Origin of the sequence: Homoserinimonas sedimenticola (assembly GCF_026094475.1) — a bacterium.
Taxonomy (GTDB): Bacteria; Actinomycetota; Actinomycetes; order Actinomycetales; family Microbacteriaceae; genus Homoserinimonas; species Homoserinimonas sedimenticola.
The window spans coordinates 153,555-171,047 of sequence record NZ_JAPELL010000001.1 but is presented as its reverse complement, the minus strand read 5'-3'; the positions used below and the strand labels follow the sequence as shown (position 1 = coordinate 171,047).

The window sequence follows — 17,493 nt, the reverse complement described above, 5'->3', positions numbered from 1 at the left end:
ACCGAGTGCAGGAGGACGGCGTGAGTGCCGCATCCGTGAACGAATCCGGAGGCACCTACAGCGTCATCGAGACGCGGGAGGACTACCTCGCGGCCGTCGAGCGCATCGCCGGGGGCGAAGGGCCCCTCGCGATCGATGCGGAACGGGCATCCGGCTATCGCTACTCACAGCGCGCCTACCTCATCCAGGTGTTCCGCCGCGGTGCGGGAACCTTCCTCTTCGACCCGCCCGCCATCGGATCGTTCGCGGAGTTGAACGAGGCGGTGCACGATGTCGAGTGGGTCTTCCACGCTGCCAGCCAGGATCTGGAGTGCCTCCGCGAGGTGGGCCTGGACCCGCAGAGAATCTTCGACACAGAGCTCGGAGCACGCCTCGCCGGTCTCCCGAGGGTGGGGCTGGGCACGGTGGTCGAGTCTCTCCTCGGCATCCACCTCGCCAAGGAGCACTCGGCAGCCGACTGGTCCACGAGGCCGCTCCCCGCATCCTGGCTCCTCTACGCCGCACTTGACGTCGAGCTTCTCGTCGACCTGCGAGAGGCGGTCGCCCGCTTGCTCGAGGAGCAGGACAAATCCGAGATAGCGGATCAGGAGTTTGCCGAGGTCCTCAACCGCACGGCGAGGCCGAGTTCCCGCGGAGAGGGCTGGCGGCGGCTCTCGGGAGTTCACTCGATTCGCAATCCCCGCAATCTCGCGGTGGCAAAGGCGCTGTGGGAGGCGAGGGATGCCTACGCGAGAGAGACGGATGTCGCTCCCGGCCGTCTCGTGCCCGACGCGAGCCTCGTCGCCGCTGCCAAAGCACTCCCCGCGAGCAAACGAGAACTCGCCAGCCTGAAAGAGTTCATCGGCAGGGCGAGCCGAAGCGAGCTCGGCCGCTGGTGGTCGGCGATCGAGGAGGGAAAGGCTGCCGAGGAGTTGCCGTCGCTGCGGGTGCCCGGCGTCGAGACGATCCCTCCTCCCAAGGCATGGGCGGATCGGAATCCGGACGCGGACCGACGGCTCAAGGCGGCCCGCCCGCGCGTCGTCGAGAGGGCGGAAGCGCTCTCGCTTCCCGTGGAGAACCTGCTGACCCCCGACACGCTGCGGCGGGTCGCGTGGACTCCTCCCGAGCCTCTCACCGTGGAGAGCCTTGTCGTGGCGCTAGCAAACCTCGGCGCCCGACCCTGGCAGATTGACGCAACTGTACAGATCATTCACGATGCCTTTGTAGAGGCGAGCCAAGGCGTCTCGGAGGGCGAGGAAAGCCCTTCGTAGGAAGGTGCAAAGGATTCCGGACCGAAAAACCGCCCACCTAGGATCAAGCCAGATCCCAGACCAAGGAGGCGTTGTGGCCGAAATGCAAGATGTCGTGTTCGTCGACGGGGTGAGGACTCCCTTCGGACGTGCGGGCGAGAAGGGGATGTACTGGAACACCCGCGCCGATGACCTGGTGGTCAAAGCGATGATCGCTCTGCTCGAGCGGAACCCGTCCGTGCCGAAAGACCGGATCGACGAGGTGGCAATCGCCGCGACCACCCAGTCCGGCGACCAGGGCCTGACTCTGGGCCGCAGCACGGCGATCCTCGCGGGTCTCCCCCAGACGGTTCCCGGCTACGCGATCGACCGCATGTGCGCGGGTGCCATGACCTCCGTGACGACCATCGCGGGTGGCATCGCCCTCGGCGCCTATGACCTCGCGATCGCGGGTGGCGTCGAGCACATGGGACATCACCCGATGGGCTCGGGCGTGGACCCCAATCCCCGCTTCGTCGCCGAGAAGCTCGTCAACCCCGAGGCGCTCAACATGGGCAACACGGCGGAGAAGATTCACGACCGCCTCCCCGCAATCACGAAGGAGCGGGCCGACCGTTTTGCGCTGGGAAGCCAGCAGAAGTTCGCCGCTGCGGTCGCTGCGGGCAAGATCGACCCCGACCTCGTGCCGGTGGCCGTCAAGACGGCAGAGGGCTGGGGACTTGCGACACGCGACGAGGCACCGCGTCCGGAAACGACGATGGAGGGACTCGCGGGACTCAAGACTCCGTTCCGCCCGCACGGTCGGGTCACCGCCGGTAACTCCTCCGGGCTCAACGACGGCGCGACAGTGAGCCTGCTCGCAAGCGGGCGGGCGGCCAAGGAACTCGGCCTCACCCCGCGGATGCGGCTCGTGGGCTATGCCTTCGCCGGCGTCGAGCCGGAGATCATGGGAATCGGCCCGATCCCCTCAACGGAGAAAGCCCTCGCTAAGGCGGGCCTCTCGATCGACGACATCGGTCTCTTTGAACTCAATGAGGCGTTCGCCGTGCAGGTCCTCTCCTTACTCGACCACTTCGGGATCGCCGACGACGACCCCCGCGTCAACAAGTGGGGCGGCTCGATCGCAGTGGGACACCCCCTCGCATCGTCAGGCGTGCGGCTCATGATTCAGCTCGCCCGCCAGTTCGAGGAGCACCCGGAGGTTCGCTACGGCCTGACCGCCATGTGCGTCGGCCTCGGGCAGGGCGGATCGGTTATCTGGGAGAACCCGCACTTCACTGGGAGGAAGAAGAAATGACGTCGCAGTTCGACGAACTCAAGGAACTGTCCACCGATGAGGTCGTGACGCACTCGTACGTTACGGATGTCCCGCTGTCGGGCGGACGCACGCTCGCGCTCGTGACTCTCGACAACGGCAAGGATCACACCCGACCCAACACCTTCGGCCCGCTCGGCCTCCTCGAACTCGGCGAGGTGCTCGACGCACAGAAGTCGCGCGCGGCTCACGGTGAGATCGCAGGACTCGCGATCACCGGCAAGCAATACATCCTCGCCGCGGGTGCCGACCTCAGCAAGGTGAGTGAGATCCCGAGCAGGGATGCGGCGAAGAAGTTGGGACAGCTCGGTCACCATGTCTTCGGCAAGCTCGAGGATCTCGGCGTCCCCTCCTTCGTCTTCATCAACGGCCTCGCCCTCGGTGGCGGCCTTGAGGTGGCTCTCAACGCCAATTACCGCACGATCGACCGCTCTGGTGCCGGGGTGGCGCTTCCCGAGGTCTTCCTCGGGCTCATCCCCGGTTGGGGCGGAGCCTGGTTGCTGCCCAACCTGATCGGCATCGAGAACGCGCTCAAGGTCGTTATTCAGAACCCGCTCAAGAACAACACCATGCTGAAGCCGCAGCAGGCCTTCGACATGGGCATCGCCGACGCGATCTTCGACCCCGCGAACTACCTCGAGGAGTCCATCCGCTGGGCGGACGGCGTCATCTCCGGCACCACGAAGGTCACGCGACCGAACGAGCCGGGCAAGGCCGAGCGCGCCTTCAAGTGGGATATCGCCATCAGCGTGGCGAAGAAGATGCTCGAGGAGCGCATCGGCACGGTCGCGAAGTCTCCCTACGCCGCCCTGGAACTGCTCAAGGCTGCCAAGAAGAGCGACAAGGCGACGGGTTTCGCGGCGGAGGATGAGAAGCTCGCGGAGCTCGTCGCGGGCGACCAGTTCGTCGCGAGCATCTACGCCTTCAATCTCGTGCAGAAGCGCGGCAAGCGCCCGGCCGGCGCGCCCGACAAGGCGCTCGCGAAGCCTGTCACGAAGATCGGCGTCATCGGCGCGGGCCTCATGGCGCAGCAGTTCGCCCTGCTCTTCGTACGCAGGCTCAAGGTGCCCGTCGTCATCACCGATATCTCGCAGGAGCAGATCGACAAGGGTCTCGCCTACATCCACGGAGAGATCGACAAGCTGCACGCCAAGGGCAAGCTCTCGAGCGACGACAGCAACCGGCTCAAGGCTCTCGTCACGGGGACCACCAACAAGGCGGACTTCGCCGACGCCGACTGGGTCATCGAGGCAATCTTCGAGAACCTCGAGGCGAAGCAGGACGTCTTCGCCGAGATCGAACAGCATGTCTCAGCGACTGCTGTGCTCGCGACCAACACCTCGTCGCTGTCCGTCGAGCAGATCGGTGCGAAGCTCACCCACCCCGAGCGGCTCGTCGGATTCCACTTCTTCAACCCTGTCGCGGTCATGCCGCTCATCGAGGTCGTCAAGACACCGAAGACCGACGACGAGACACTCAGTACCGCGATGGTGACGGCCAGCAAGCTCTACAAGACGGCGGTCATCACGGCGGACACTCCTGGGTTCGTCGTCAACCGTGTACTCGCAAAACTCTTGGGCGAGGCGATGCATGCGGTCGACACGGGCACACCGTTCGAGGTGGTGAACACGGCAGCGGATCCCCTGGGCCTGCCGATGTCCCCCTTCGAGCTGCTCGAACTCGTCGGACTCAAGGTCGGGGCCCACGTGCTGGACACTCACCACGCGGCGTTCCCCGAGCGCTTCTTCGAGAGCGAGAACCTGCACCGGCTCGCTGAGCACGGGGCGATCTTCGAGCGAAACAAGAAGGGCGAGATCAAGGGCTTCGACAAGCAGGCCGTCAAGATCGTCTCCGGCGGAACGACGCCCATGAGCCGCGAGGAGATTCTCCGTCGACTCGAAGACGGGCTCGCCGATGAGATCAAGCGCATGCTAGACGACGGCGTCGTCGCGGCCGCCGAGGACATCGACCTCTGCATGATCCTCGGTGCCGGCTGGCCGTTCCAGATGGGCGGCGCGACGCCCTACCTCGACAGGGTCGGCGCATCCGAGCGGGTCTTTGGTGGGACGTTCCACACTCCCCAGATTCGCGGGATCGAGCACGCCTGACGGGCCGTGACTCTGACTCATGCGAAGGGCCCCGCAGCTTACGCTGCGGGGCCCTTTCGCCGTCAAGAACGTCCTACTCGCTGCGGAAGACCTTCTTGAGGTAGTCGGCCGTGGATCGGAAGTCGAGCCGATCATAGAACGCTGGCGCACGGCTACTTGCCACCGTGAGCTGCTGCAAGCCGAGCTCGAGGCAGATGTCCTCTACAGCCCAAACCAGTCGACTGCCGATGCCGAGACCGCGATGACCCTCGTCGACGATGAGTTCCTGGATCTGTGCCGCATCCGCGCGTGTGTACATCAGGCGGGCGACCGTCATAAGCGCGTAGCCGAGGATGCGATCGCCATTCTCCGCCACAAGAAGCACATTGCGCGTCGGGTGCTCAACGGCGTCCTCAAACGCGGCGTCAAAGGCTGACCGCTCGACGTCGTAGGTTTCGGAGAGCTGCGCAACCAGCGCGAAGACGCCGTCGGCATCTGCCGACGACGCCCTGCGTATCGCAACCTCAGTGGCTGAAGTTGCCGCGGTAGTACTCATAGACCCACCCGACGATGGCGACGAAGGTGAGCGCAGCACCGATGAAGGAGATCCACACCCCAACGGCAAGACCCAGCATCACCAGCGACCCTGCACCGGCAAGTACGATCGGCCACCAGCTCCAGGGGCTGAAGTGCCCCAGTTCGGGATCGCCATCGTCGATGTTTGCATCGAGGCGATCTTCGGGCAGCTCGCCGCCCTGGGCCTTGTGCACCTTGCCGATGTAGAAGGCGATGAAACCGGCGAGCACCGCGCAGAGGGCGAGCGCGATTGTGCCCACCCACTCGGGGTGGCCCTCGGTGATACCGCCCGGCCCCACACGCTGCGCGTAGTCCTCGATCTGTGCGAGCGACACGAAGTAGCTCCAGATGCTGTACGCGACGGCAACGACAGCGAAGAAGACGGCGAGGAGCCAGAAGATGTTGGCGTTGACCTTCATTTGTTGCTACTTCACCTTCTCGTCGGCGCTGTCGTACACGGGGGCGTCGGGGGCGTCCTTCGCAGGACCCACACCGACCGGGATGCCCGCCTCCGGGTGGTGCAGGTCGAAGGCCGGGGACTCCGAACGGATACGCGGGATGGACGTGAAGTTGTGGCGCGGGGGCGGGCACGATGTCGCCCACTCGAGGGAGCGGCCGTAGCCCCACGGGTCGTTGACCGTCACCTTGGGTGCCTTGCGCGCAGTCAGGTACACGTTGAGGAGGAACGGGATCAGCGAGACCCCGAGGATCATCGCACCGATCGTCGAAAGCTGGTTCATCCACGTGTAGCCATCCTCAGGCTGGTACACGGCGTAGCGCCGCGGCATGCCGACGACGCCGAGCCAGTGCTGGATGAGGAAGGTCGTGTGGAAGCCGATGAAAAGCACCCAGAAGTGGATCTTGCCGAGGCGCTCGTTGAGCATCTTGCCAGTCCACTTCGGCCACCAGAAGTAGAAGCCGCTGAACATCGCGAACACGACGGTGCCGAACACCACGTAGTGGAAGTGGGCGACGACGAAGTACGTGTCGGAGACCGCGAAGTCGAGCGGCGGCGACGCGAGAATCACGCCGGTCAGTCCGCCGAAGACGAACGTCACGATGAAGCCGATCGCCCACAGCATCGGTGTCTCGAAGGTCACCGAGCCACGCCACATCGTCCCGATCCAGTTGAAGATCTTCACGCCCGTCGGCACGGCGATCAGCATCGTCATGAGTGCGAAGAAGGGCAACAGTACCGAGCCCGTGACGTACATGTGGTGCGCCCAGACCGTCACCGACAACGCCGCGATGGCGATCGTCGCGTAGACGAGCGTCTTGTAGCCGAAGATCGGCTTACGACTGAAGACCGGGAACACCTCGGACACGATGCCGAAGAACGGCAGGGCGATGATGTACACCTCGGGGTGGCCGAAGAACCAGAAGAGGTGCTGCCAGAGGATGGCACCCCCCGCGTCCACGTTGTAGATATGCGCCCCGAAGAGACGGTCGGCCGCGAGACCGAACATGGCGGCAGCGAGAACCGGGAACGCCATGAGGACCAGGATCGAAGTGACAAGCGTGTTCCAGGTGAAGATCGGCATGCGCCACATGGTCATGCCCGGAGCGCGCATCGCGATGATCGTCGTGATGAAGTTCACGGCACCGAGGATCGTGCCGAAGCCCGAGATCGCGAGTCCAACCACCCAGAGATGGCCGCCCACGCCGGGCGTGAACGTCGTCGTCGAGAGCGGGGTGTAGGCAAACCAACCGAAGGATGCCGCACCCTGCGGGGTGAGGAAGCCTGCGACCGCCATGAGGCTACCGAAGCTATAGAGCCAGTACGCGAACGCGTTGAGACGCGGGAACGCGACATCCGGGGCGCCGATCTGCAGGGGCATGATCACGTTCGCGAAACCCGCGAATAGCGGCGTCGCGAACATGAGAAGCATGATCGTGCCGTGCATCGTGAACAGCTGGTTGTACTGCTCCTTGGTCTGCAGCAGGTCAAGCCCGGGCGCGAAGAGCTGCGCGCGGATGATGAGGGCCATCACTCCGCCGATGCAGAAGTAGACGAACGAGCTGATGAGGTACATGTACCCGATCGTCTTGTGGTCGGTCGACGTGATCCAGTTCACGAGGACGTTGCCCTTGCGGCGTGCGCTGGGCGACATCGTGTGGCTCGCCGTGGCGCTACCGGCGGTGGGTGCGGCCTCTGGACGACTCTCCGTAGTGGTGCTCATGATCTCGCCTTACTCTGGGCGCACGGGCTCGGTGCCCGGCAGGTTGCTGTTCGTGTTGTACTCAGGCCCGCGTGTTCCCGTGTTGCCGGCATCGACGAGGCTCTGGATGTAGTCGTCGTACTCGGCCTGCGAGACGACCTTGACCTTGAAGAGCATGAGCGCGTGGTACTCACCACAGAGCTCGGCACACTTTCCGATGTACTCGCCCTCCTCCTGGGGAGTGAAGTACATGTAGTTGCTCTTGCCTGGGACTGTGTCCTTCTTGTACAAGAAGTCAACAACCCAGAAGGAGTGAATCACGTCACGGCTCTCGAGCTTGATCTCAACCGTCTGATCGACCGGGAGGTACAGCACGGGCAGCTGGTCGTAGTCGATGTAGGGAGACTCGTCCCTCTCCTGCGCCTGAATTCCCTGGTAGTAGACGCCATCGCCCCCCGGGCCCTCGTTGAGGTAATTGAAGTCCCAGGCCCAGCGCTTGCCATAGACCTCGATCTGCACGTCGGGGTCGTCAATCGGCTCCTCGATCGCGGCCTGGTCGCGCGCCGTGAAGGCGAAGAAGCCGATCACGAGGATGAAGGGCACGACCGTATAGAGGATCTCGATCGGCATGTTGTAGCGGAGCTGGACAGGAAGCCCCGACTGGCCCTTACGGCGTCGGTAGGCGATGGCCGCCCACAGGATGAGACCCCAGGTGACGAGGCCGACCACGAGCAGGATCATCCACGAGGTCGTCCAGAGCCCCGTGATGCGGTCGCTGTGATTCGTGACACCGGGCTCGCCCGGCATGAAGCCGCGCAGCTGCGCCTGCGTGCATCCTGCTAGGACGACAACAAGGGATGCTGCCACGGGGAGGGCAGCCCATCGAAGACGGCGGTTAGAGCGCACCTGTGACCTCTCGGATGACGCGGGACTGGATCGAACTCAGTCTATTGACACGAACCAGCCTACCGCTCCCGTGACGCGCCAACGAACGCCGACACCGTCAGCCGGCGCTTTCACGAAACGGCGGGAGGGGAAGCCGCGTCGCGGCTTCCCCTCCCGATGATCGGTATGAAACGTCTAGTGGAACGAATCCCCGCAGGCGCAGCTGCCCGTCGCATTCGGATTGTCGATCGTGAAACCCTGCTTCTGAATCGTGTCCTCGAAATCGATGCTCGCGCCGTCGAGGTAGGGCACGCTCATCTTGTCGACGACGACCTCGACGCCGTCGAAGTCGACAGTCGCGTCGCCGTCGAGCAGCCGCTCATCGAAGTAGAGCTGATAGATCAGCCCCGAGCATCCGCCGGGCTGCACGGCGATGCGCAAGCGCAGGTCGTCGCGGCCCTCCTGCTCGTAAAGGGACTTGACCTTGGTCGCAGCGGCGTCAGTCAGCGAGACGCCGTGAGCGGGAGCATCCGCCGTCGTGTCGGCCAGGGTCGCGTTGTTCACGGTCGTGTCGGTCATGCCGTCTCCTCACGTCTCGGCACCGTCGGATGTCCGCCCCCGGTGCTCATTCCAGTGTAAACGCGGGCAGATGGGAAACCATTCCCTGAAGGGAGAGGGTTTACCCCAGGTCGTCGCGCGTGTTGAGGCGGGAGAGCAGGAGCGCCTCCGTCAGGATCGCCCTGCGAAGAACCCCGAGGTGCAGCGACTCGTTGGGACTGTGCGCGCGAGTCTCGGGATCCTCAACCCCTGTCACGAGGATCTGGGCGGACGGGAACTCATCGACGAGATCCGCAATGAAGGGGATGGAGCCGCCCACTCCAGCAAGAACGGCGTCTGCTCCCCACGCATCCGCCATTGCCGCACGAGCCTCCGCGACGGCCCAGCCCGAGGTGTCCACCAGGAAGGGATTGCCGAGCTCCGGATGGGCGAGCGAGACCTGGGCGCCGAACGGCGTGTGCCGCTCGATGTGACGCTGAATCGCGGCGTAGGCCTCCTGTGCATCCTGGCCGGGTGCGATCCGAACGCTCACGCGAGCGCGCGCCACGGGGAGAAGAGTGTTCGACGCATTCGCGACCGACGGTGCATCGATGCCTGTCACCGTCACGGCAGGCTGGGCCCACACCCGAGACAGGATGTTGCCGCGCCCCACGGGAGTGACGCCGTCGAGAAGCCCGGCGTCGTCGCGGAGCCGAGACTCGTCGTCCGCGGGAGTCTCGAGCGGCGCCGTCGTGAGTCCCTCGATCGCGACCGCACCCACCTCGTCGTGAAACGATGCGAGAATGCGCACGAGCGCCATCATGGCGTCGGGAACCGCTCCCCCGAACATGCCGGAGTGCGACGCATGAGCGAGCGTGCGGACCTCCAACGCGAAGGCTACATTGCCCCGGAGCGACACCGTGAGCGATGGGGTGTCAATGCTCCAGTTGTCCGAGTCGGCGACCACGATGACATCCGAGGCGAGCTGCTCGCGGTGCTGCCTGAGGAAATTGCCGAACGAGGGAGACCCGGCCTCCTCCTCGCCCTCGATGAAGACCGTGATGCCCAGATCGAAGTCGTCACCGAGGGTCTCGCGGAGGGCGCGGATCGCAGCGACATGCGCCATGACTCCGGCCTTGTCGTCGGCCGAGCCACGACCGTAAAGACGGTCGCCACGCAGGGTCGGCTCGAAGGCGGGCGAATCCCACTCCCCCTCGTCCCCCGGCGGCTGGACGTCGTGGTGCGCGTAGAGCAGCACAGTCGGACGGCCACGGCGCGCGGGACGGGTCGCGAGCACAGCCGGCTTGCCCTGCCCCGAGGCATCCGCTTTGGGCGCACTCGACACTGTGACCGACTCAAAGATGCCGAGCTCCTCCAAAAGGCTCGCCACAGCGGCAGCGCTCTCCTCGACGTGCCGCTCGTCGAAGGCGGGCCAGGACACCGAGGGGATGCGAACGAGACGGGAGAGATCGGCAACGGCGGAGGGGAACCCCTCCTGCACGACCGCCGAGAGGGCCTCGAGCTGCCGGTCCTGCGACATTGCGCCCGCATCTTCTGGAGAAGTCATGCAGGTAATCTTAAGCAGTCCCCAACGCAAGGAATCTCCATGGCAAAGCCCACACACGAACCGCAGCCCGCGCTCACGAGCGACGACGAGGGCACGAACCAGGGCAAGGGACGCCCGACTCCCAAGCGCAAGGAGCGCGAGGCCGCCAACCTGCGTCCACTCGTATCCAACGACCGCCGTGCCGCGAACAAGGAGGCCAGGGCCAAGTACAACAAGGCACGCGACCGCGCCCGCATCGGTATGGCCAACGGCGAGGAGAAGTACCTCCCGCAGCGCGACAAGGGCCCCCAGCGCCGATTCGTGCGCGACTACGTCGACGCCCGCTTCAGCATGGGCGAGCTCATGATCCCCGTCATGCTGCTCGTGATCGTACTCACCCTCGTCCCCGACCCCACCGTCGCCGTCGCCAGCTTCCTGGTGCTGTGGGGTTTCTTCATCCTGGCTGTCGTCGACTGCGTGATCGCAGGAATGATCGTCTCGCGTCGCCTCGCAGAGAAGTTTGGAAAGGAACAGGTGCAGAAGGGTGTGCGCTGGTACACCGCCATGCGCTGCCTTCAGATGCGGCCGATGCGCCTGCCGAAGCCCCAGGTCAAGCGGGGCCAGTACCCCGCGTGAGACGGCCTTCGCGCGCGAGACGCGCGAGCTCGCGGTTGATGCGTCCCGCCCATAGCGGCCCCTCGTAGACGAAGGCCGTATAACCCTGAACGAGCGTGGCGCCCGCCCGCAGGCGCGCCGCGACATCCGCCGCCGTCTCGACGCCCCCCACCGAGATGACGCACATCTCCTCGGGGAGCACCCGGCGCAGGAGAGAGAGCACCTCGAGCGAGCGGGCCTTGAGCGGTGCTCCCGAGAGGCCGCCGGCCCCGATCCGAGCAACCTGCTGCGCGTCGCTGCGCAGCCCCTCCCGCGAAATCGTCGTGTTCGTCGCGATGACGCCCCCGAGGCCAAGGCGAGTGGCGAGCCCTGCGATGCGCTCGACCTCCTCGTCCGACAGATCCGGGGCGATCTTCACGAGCACGGGGGTTCCGGATGCAGCATCCCTCACCGCAGCGAGCAGGGGCTCCAGCCGATCGAGCTCCTGAAGCCCGCGCAGGCCCGGCGTGTTGGGCGAGCTTACATTGACGACGAGGTAGTCGCTCACGGGCGCGAGCAGGCGCGTGCTCGCGAGGTAGTCCTCGATCGCAGCATCCACCTCGACGACGCGGCTCTTGCCGATGTTGGCGCCCACGATGGGCCGGCTGCGGCGCCGACGGGCGGCCGCGAGACGCGGTGCGGCATCCGCAGCGCCGTGATTGTTGAAGCCCATGCGGTTGACGAGCGCGCGATCCCTCACCAGGCGGAACATGCGCGGACGATCGTTGCCCGGCTGGGGCTGTGCCGTGAGCGTGCCCACCTCGACATGGCCGAAACCGAGCTGACCGAGGCCCCGGATGGCGAGAGCCTCCTTGTCGAAGCCCGCCGCAAGTCCGAAGGGCGAGGAGAAGCGGAGTCCCAACGCCTCCACCTCCAGTGCAGGAGCAGGGCGAGACCAGATGCGCACGAGAGCCCCGACACCGAGGGCTGGGAGCAGCCGGATCACGCGGAAGGCGAGACCGTGCGCTCGTTCCGGGTCGAGCCGCGTGAGAAAGGTGGAGAAGAGGAAGCGATACATGCCTAGGTCACCCTAGCGCGCCGGGGACGACTCTCATGCGCTGTCGCCCACGGACCCGTGCTCCTCCCGCAGCTGCGAGATCGCCGACTCGAAATCCTCGAGCGACTCAAAGGCCTGATACACGCTCGCGAAACGGAGGAAGGCTACCTCGTCGAGTTCGCGAAGGGGGGCGAGGATCGCGAGACCGATATCGTTCGCCTCGATTTGAGACGCGCCCGTCGCGCGGATTGATTCCTCGACGCGCTGCGCCAGCAGTGCCAAATCCGTGTCCGTGACCGGACGCCCCTGGCAGGCCTTGCGAACCCCCGATACGACCTTCTCCCGGCTGAAGGGCTCGAGAACACCGTTGCGCTTCACAACACTGAGACTTGCCGTCTCGGTCGTGCTGAAGCGGCGGCCGCACTCGGGACACTGACGACGCCGACGGATCGAAAGACCGTCGTCGCTCGTCCTCGAGTCGATGACGCGAGAATCGGGATGGCGACAGAAGGGGCAGTACATGGTGCCCCAAGGATAGGCCTTCGACGACGGGAAGACGCGGCGACAGGCGGCAGCGGCGGGCGCTCGATCGGATCAGGACGCGGTCGGAGGGACGTCACGCTCGAAGCGAGCCGTCACCGCGGCCGCGTGCGCCGGCAGATCCTCCGCCGTAGCGAGGGCGACGATGCGGCGCTCGACCTCGCGCAGACCCGACTCCTCGTAGCGAACGACCTGCTGGGGACGCAGGAAGGTATAAGCCCCGAGACCCGAGGAGAAGCGGGCCTGGCCCCCTGTCGGCAACACGTGGTTGGACCCGGCAAGGTAGTCCCCCAGGCTCACAGGCGAATAGCGGCCGAGGAAGATCGCCCCCGCACTGTCGATCGACGAGAGCAAGGAGTCGACGTCCTCGACCTGCAGCTCTAGATGCTCAGGACCGTAGGCATTGCTGAAGTCCGCAGCAACGGCCAAATCGTCCACCAGGACAATCGCCGACTGGGGCCCCCGCAGCGCCTCCGCCACACGCTCGCGATGCGCCGTGAACGGCGCCAGGCGTGCCAACTCCGACACGACGGCCTCGGCGAGTTCCACGGAATTCGTCACGAGTACGGCCGAGGCGAGCTCGTCATGCTCCGCCTGGCTGATGAGGTCGACGGCGACGATCGACGCGTCGGCCGAAGCATCCGCGATCACAAGGATCTCCGTCGGACCCGCCTCGGAATCGATACCCGCCTGCCCGCGCACGAGGCGCTTGGCTGCGGCGACGAACACATTGCCCGGGCCCGTGATGAGTTGCACGGGATCCAAACCCGCGTCGGCGACACCGTACGCAAGCGCACCGACGGCGCCGGCGCCGCCCATCGCATACACCTCGTCGACTCCGAGCAGCCCGGCAGCACCGAGGATCGTCGGATGAACGGAACCGCCGAAGTCCTTCTGCGGGGGCGAGGCGAGCGCCACCGAGGAGACGCCCGCCACCTGGGCGGGAACCACATTCATGACGACGCTCGAAGGATAGACCGCCTTGCCGCCCGGCACGTAGAGGCCCACGCGCGGGATCGGAGCCCAACGCTGGACAACGCTCGCGCCCGGCCCGAGCGACGTCGTGACGGGCTCGGGAACCTGCGCGGAACTGGCGGCCCGCACCCGCACAATCGCCTCCTCGAGAGCCTCCCGGACGTCCGGTTCGAGCGTCGCGACGGCGGCGGAGATCTCGTCGGCGGGCACCCGCACCTGGGCGGGACGCACGCCGTCCAAGCGCTCCGCCTGGTCGAGCAGAGCCGCGCTCCCCCGGGCACGGACATCGTCGATCAACTCCTGGGCGATCGAAGACGCCGCCGAGACATCGGTCAGCGAGCGAGGAATGAGCGCGAGTAGTTCGGCGGCGCTGGGGCGCCGACCGGTCAGGTCGATGGTCTGGATCATGGCCACACCACTCTAGCCGCGCTGACTCACGTCGATCTGCCCGGATGTCAGGTGAGGCAGGCCGGACCCAGCAGCGACTTGAGCTCACCGTAGAGATCCGCCGTCACCGAGACGGGATACGGCACCTCAAACATGCGAGCTGTCGAGCCCTTAATGAGCTTGAGGCGCACCTCGGTCTCCCCAGCGTGCCGGATGAGCACATCACCCAGCGCCGCCACGACATCCGTCGTCGCCCGGAATTCCGGCACCGAGATCATCAGTGGGCCGGAGCCGAGGCTCGCCCCCAGATCGGGCACGAACATGCTGTTCGCGTGGAGGTTCACTCCATCGTCGCGCTGACTGACCCTGGCTCGGATGACGACGATCGAGTCCGCCGCCAAGGCGGGTGAGAACTCCTGGTAGGTCTTGCCGAGGAACATGACCGTGATCTCGCCGCCGAAGTCCTCGACCGTCACGAGACCGTATTGGTTGCCCGAGTTGCGGGCAGTGCGATGCTGCACAGAGGTCACAAGACCGGCGATCGTCACGGTGTCGCCATCATGCACCGACTCCCCCGCCAGGATCTCTGCGATCGTCGTGCTCGCGTGCTTCGCGAGTTGAAGCTCAAGTCCCGCGAGGGGATGATCCGAGACATAGAGGCCCAGCATCTCCCGCTCAAAGGCGAGCTTGTCGCGCTTCGACCACTCCGGGCGGTCCGGCACCGTGCCCGCCTCCTGGGGCTCATCCCACAGGTCGTCGAAGTCGAAACCCACCTGCCCATTGGCCTCCGCGCGCTTCTCACGCACGGCCGCCTCGGCGGCATCCTCATGGATCTCGAAGAGCGCCCGGCGCGTGTGCCCCAGGGAATCGAAGGCGCCTGCCTTGATGAGCGACTCGATCGTGCGCTTGTTGGTGACGCCGATCGGGACCTTCTTGAGGAAATCGTCGAACGAGGAGAAGCGCCCCTTCTCCTCGCGGGCGGCGCGGATGAGCTCGACAACCGAGAACCCGACGTTGCGCACGGCGCCAAGGCCGAAGCGGATGTCGTCGCCGACGGCCGCAAAGAAGCCGATCGACTCATTGACGTCGGGGGGCAGAACCTTGATGCCCATGCGACGGCACTCGTTGAGATAGATCGCGAGCTTGTCCTTGGAATCACCCACGCTCGTGAGGAGAGCTGCCATGTACTCCGCGGGAAAGTGCGCCTTGAGGTAGGCGGTCCAGTAGGAGATCATGCCGTAGGCCGCCGAATGTGCCTTGTTGAAGGCATAGTCGGAGAACGGCAGGAGGATGTCCCACAGTGCCTTGATTGCGGCATCCGAGAAACCGCGCTCCTTCATACCGCCGCTGAAGCCCTCGTACTGCTTGTCGAGCTCGGACTTCTTTTTCTTGCCCATCGCGCGGCGCAGGATGTCGGCTTGTCCTAGCGAGAAGCCAGCGACCTTCTGCGCGATCGCCATCACCTGCTCCTGGTAGATGATGAGGCCGTAGGTGCCGTCGAGGATCTCGCGGAGAGGCTCCTCAAGTTCCGGATGAATGGGCGTGATCTCCTGGAGCCCGTTCTTGCGGAGCGCATAGTTCGTGTGCGAGTCGGCGCCCATGGGCCCCGGGCGATACAGCGCGATGACGGCGGAGACGTCCTCGAAGTTGTCGGGCTTCATGAGGCGAAGCAGTCCGCGCATCGGCCCGCCGTCGAGCTGAAACACCCCGAGCGTGTCGCCGCGGGCGAGCAACTCATACGCCGCCGCATCGTCGAGCTCAAGCAGCTCGAGATCCGGCCGCTGACCGCGGTTGGACTCGATGTTGTCGAGGGCATCCGAGATGATCGTGAGGTTGCGCAGGCCCAAGAAGTCCATCTTGATGAGCCCGAGCGACTCGCACGCAGGGTAGTCGAACTGCGTCACGATCTGGCCGTCCTGCTCACGACGCATGATTGGGATGATGTCGATGAGCGGCTCGCTCGACATGATGACGCCCGCCGCGTGAACCCCCCACTGCCGCTTGAGGTTCTCCAGGCCGAGGGCCGTGTCGAAGACCGTCTTGGCATCCGGATCCGTCTCGACGACAGAGCGGATGTCGCCGGCCTCCTTGTAACGCGGATGCTCCTTGTCGAAGATCCCCGTCAGCGGGATGTCCTTCCCCATGATGGGCGGCGGCATCGCCTTCGTCAGCTTCTCCCCCATGCCGAAGGGGAAGCCGAGCACTCGAGAGGAGTCCTTGAGCGCCTGCTTGGCCTTGATCGTGCCGTAGGTGACGATCTGCGCGACGCGCTCGTCACCGTACTTCTCGGTGACGTACTTGATGACCTCGCCCCGGCGGCGGTCGTCGAAGTCGACGTCGAAGTCAGGCATCGAGACTCGGTCGGGGTTGAGGAAGCGCTCGAAGATGAGCCCGTGGCGCAGGGGGTCGAGATCCGTGATTCGCATCGCGTAGGCGACCATCGAGCCCGCACCGGAGCCACGACCCGGACCCACGCGGATGCCGTTCTCCTTCGACCAGTTGATGAAGTCGGCCACCACGAGGAAGTAGCCCGGGAAGCCCATCTGGATGATGACCTGCTTCTCGTACTCGGCCTGCTGCCGCACATCGTCGGGAATGCCGCCCGGATAACGGTAGTGGAGGCCCTTCTCAACCTCCTTCGCGAACCAGGTCTCCTCCGTCTCCCCCTCCGGGACGGGGAACCGGGGCATGTAGTTGGCGCTCTCATCGAATACGACGTCGCACCGCTCGGCGATCAGCAGGGTGTTGTCGCATGCTTCAGGATGGTCGCTGAAGAGATGGCGCATCTGTGCGGCCGACTTGAGATAGAACTCGTCGGCGTCGAACTTGAAGCGCTTGGGGTCATCGAGAGTCGTGCCCGACTGGACACACAGGAGTGCCGCGTGGCTCGTCGCGTCGTGGGCGTGCGTGTAATGAAGGTCATTGGTCGCGACGAGCGGAAGGTCGAGTTCCTTGGCGAGGCGGAGCAGGTCGCCCATGATCCGCCGCTCGATGCCGAGACCGTGATCCATGATCTCGGCGAAATAGTTCTCTCGCCCGAAGATGTCCCTGAAGTCTGCCGCAGCCTTCTTGGCCTCCTCATACTGTCCGAGGCGCAGGCGCGTCTGCACCTCGCCACTCGGGCATCCGGTCGTCGCGATGAGCCCCTTGCCGTACTCCGAAAGGAGCTCGCGGTCCATGCGCGGCTTGAAGTAGTACCCCTCGAGCGAGGCCTTGGAGGAGAGCCGGAACAGGTTCTGGAGCCCCTCGGTCGTCTCACTGAGGAGGGTCATGTGCGTGTAGGCGCCGGCGCCCGAAACATCGTCTCCCCCGCCGTCGCCCCACTTCACGCGAGTCTTGTCGCTGCGATGCGTTCCCGGCGTGAGGTAAGCCTCCGTGCCGATGATGGGTTTGATCCCGGCCGCCGTCGCCGCCTTCCAGAACTCGTAGGCCCCGAAGACATTGCCGTGGTCAGTGACGGCGACTGCGGGCATCCCCTGCTCAATCGCGGCGTCGATGAGCGGCTTGATGCGCGCAGCTCCATCCAGCATCGAATACTCGCTGTGCACATGCAGGTGCACGAAGGAATCGCTGCTCGCGGGCACTGCTTCTCCGTCTGGCTCGGGG

Annotated in this window: 14 protein-coding genes; 4 read left to right on the top strand and 10 right to left on the bottom strand. The window is 65.4% G+C overall.

Going from position 1 to position 17,493, the window contains the following annotated elements; translation table 11 throughout:
* The first annotated feature begins 20 nt into the window (after positions 1-20).
* The 3 genes from OH146_RS00765 to OH146_RS00755 all read left to right on the top strand — a co-directional run bounded on the left by OH146_RS00765 (position 21) and on the right by OH146_RS00755 (position 4,652).
* Positions 21-1,250 (top strand): ribonuclease D, encoded by a 1,230-nt coding sequence (locus OH146_RS00765; RefSeq protein WP_265156395.1) that lies wholly within the window; start codon positions 21-23, stop codon positions 1,248-1,250.
* Between the two features lie 73 nt (positions 1,251-1,323).
* Entirely contained in the window at positions 1,324-2,526 is a 1,203-nt protein-coding gene (locus OH146_RS00760; RefSeq protein WP_265156394.1) for a thiolase family protein, read from the top strand.
* A complete protein-coding gene (locus OH146_RS00755; RefSeq protein ID WP_265156392.1) occupies positions 2,523-4,652 on the top strand; it encodes a 3-hydroxyacyl-CoA dehydrogenase NAD-binding domain-containing protein in 2,130 nt (709 codons plus the stop codon). The genes OH146_RS00760 and OH146_RS00755 overlap by 4 nt, the downstream gene beginning before the upstream one ends.
* A gap of 73 nt (positions 4,653-4,725) precedes the next feature.
* Here OH146_RS00755 and OH146_RS00750 read toward each other — a convergent pair whose 3' ends face one another.
* The 6 genes from OH146_RS00750 to OH146_RS00725 form a co-directional block, all read right to left on the bottom strand.
* The gene (locus OH146_RS00750) at positions 4,726-5,187 is read right to left on the bottom strand and encodes a GNAT family N-acetyltransferase (RefSeq protein ID WP_265156390.1); all 462 of its coding nucleotides are present in this window, start codon (positions 5,185-5,187) and stop codon (positions 4,726-4,728) included.
* A complete protein-coding gene (locus OH146_RS00745; RefSeq protein WP_265156388.1) occupies positions 5,156-5,626 on the bottom strand; it encodes a cytochrome c oxidase subunit 4 in 471 nt (156 codons plus the stop codon). The genes OH146_RS00750 and OH146_RS00745 overlap by 32 nt, the downstream gene beginning before the upstream one ends.
* A gap of 6 nt (positions 5,627-5,632) precedes the next feature.
* Positions 5,633-7,318 (bottom strand): aa3-type cytochrome oxidase subunit I, encoded by a 1,686-nt coding sequence (gene ctaD, locus OH146_RS00740; RefSeq protein WP_265160573.1) that lies wholly within the window; start codon positions 7,316-7,318, stop codon positions 5,633-5,635.
* A 78-nt stretch (positions 7,319-7,396) separates the two neighbouring features.
* Positions 7,397-8,272 (bottom strand): aa3-type cytochrome oxidase subunit II, encoded by an 876-nt coding sequence (ctaC, locus tag OH146_RS00735; RefSeq protein WP_265156386.1) that lies wholly within the window; start codon positions 8,270-8,272, stop codon positions 7,397-7,399.
* A gap of 174 nt (positions 8,273-8,446) precedes the next feature.
* Entirely contained in the window at positions 8,447-8,830 is a 384-nt protein-coding gene (erpA, locus tag OH146_RS00730; RefSeq protein WP_265156384.1) for an iron-sulfur cluster insertion protein ErpA, read from the bottom strand.
* 100 nt (positions 8,831-8,930) lie between these two features.
* Positions 8,931-10,355: a dipeptidase gene (locus OH146_RS00725; RefSeq protein ID WP_265156382.1), complete on the bottom strand. Its 1,425-nt coding sequence runs from the start codon at positions 10,353-10,355 to the stop codon at positions 8,931-8,933.
* Positions 10,356-10,394: 39 nt separating this feature from the next.
* On the opposite strand from OH146_RS00725, the gene OH146_RS00720 reads away from it, so the two are divergent.
* Positions 10,395-10,970 (top strand): DUF3043 domain-containing protein, encoded by a 576-nt coding sequence (locus tag OH146_RS00720; RefSeq protein WP_265156380.1) that lies wholly within the window; start codon positions 10,395-10,397, stop codon positions 10,968-10,970.
* Here the strand turns inward: OH146_RS00720 and OH146_RS00715 are convergent.
* The 4 genes from OH146_RS00715 to dnaE form a co-directional block, all read right to left on the bottom strand.
* Positions 10,945-12,006: a quinone-dependent dihydroorotate dehydrogenase gene (locus OH146_RS00715; RefSeq protein ID WP_265156378.1), complete on the bottom strand. Its 1,062-nt coding sequence runs from the start codon at positions 12,004-12,006 to the stop codon at positions 10,945-10,947. The two genes, OH146_RS00720 and OH146_RS00715, sit on opposite strands and share 26 nt — an antisense overlap.
* A gap of 33 nt (positions 12,007-12,039) precedes the next feature.
* Positions 12,040-12,507: a transcriptional regulator NrdR gene (gene nrdR / locus OH146_RS00710; protein WP_265156376.1), complete on the bottom strand. Its 468-nt coding sequence runs from the start codon at positions 12,505-12,507 to the stop codon at positions 12,040-12,042.
* A 72-nt stretch (positions 12,508-12,579) separates the two neighbouring features.
* A complete protein-coding gene (gene hisD, locus OH146_RS00705) occupies positions 12,580-13,908 on the bottom strand; it encodes a histidinol dehydrogenase (RefSeq protein WP_265156374.1) in 1,329 nt (442 codons plus the stop codon).
* 47 nt (positions 13,909-13,955) lie between these two features.
* Complete coding sequence (gene dnaE, locus OH146_RS00700; RefSeq protein WP_372508483.1) at positions 13,956-17,417, bottom strand: DNA polymerase III subunit alpha; 3,462 nt, start codon at positions 17,415-17,417, stop codon at positions 13,956-13,958.
* Positions 17,418-17,493 lie beyond the last annotated feature (76 nt).

What these genes read in the sequence shown, in the direction of transcription:
- OH146_RS00720 (WP_265156380.1), top strand. Translation starts at nt 10,395, where the DNA reads ATGGCAAAGCCCACACACGAACCGCAGCCCGCGCTCACGAGCGACGAC.
- hisD (WP_265156374.1), bottom strand. Translation starts at nt 13,908, where the DNA reads ATGATCCAGACCATCGACCTGACCGGTCGGCGCCCCAGCGCCGCCGAA.
- dnaE (WP_372508483.1), bottom strand. Translation starts at nt 17,417, where the DNA reads ATGCTGGATGGAGCTGCGCGCATCAAGCCGCTCATCGACGCCGCGATT.
- OH146_RS00745 (WP_265156388.1), bottom strand. Translation starts at nt 5,626, where the DNA reads ATGAAGGTCAACGCCAACATCTTCTGGCTCCTCGCCGTCTTCTTCGCT.
- nrdR (WP_265156376.1), bottom strand. Translation starts at nt 12,507, where the DNA reads ATGTACTGCCCCTTCTGTCGCCATCCCGATTCTCGCGTCATCGACTCG.
- ctaD (WP_265160573.1), bottom strand. Translation starts at nt 7,318, where the DNA reads ATGTCGCCCAGCGCACGCCGCAAGGGCAACGTCCTCGTGAACTGGATC.
- OH146_RS00725 (WP_265156382.1), bottom strand. Translation starts at nt 10,355, where the DNA reads ATGACTTCTCCAGAAGATGCGGGCGCAATGTCGCAGGACCGGCAGCTC.
- OH146_RS00755 (WP_265156392.1), top strand. Translation starts at nt 2,523, where the DNA reads ATGACGTCGCAGTTCGACGAACTCAAGGAACTGTCCACCGATGAGGTC.
- erpA (WP_265156384.1), bottom strand. Translation starts at nt 8,830, where the DNA reads ATGACCGACACGACCGTGAACAACGCGACCCTGGCCGACACGACGGCG.
- OH146_RS00715 (WP_265156378.1), bottom strand. Translation starts at nt 12,006, where the DNA reads ATGTATCGCTTCCTCTTCTCCACCTTTCTCACGCGGCTCGACCCGGAA.
- OH146_RS00750 (WP_265156390.1), bottom strand. Translation starts at nt 5,187, where the DNA reads ATGAGTACTACCGCGGCAACTTCAGCCACTGAGGTTGCGATACGCAGG.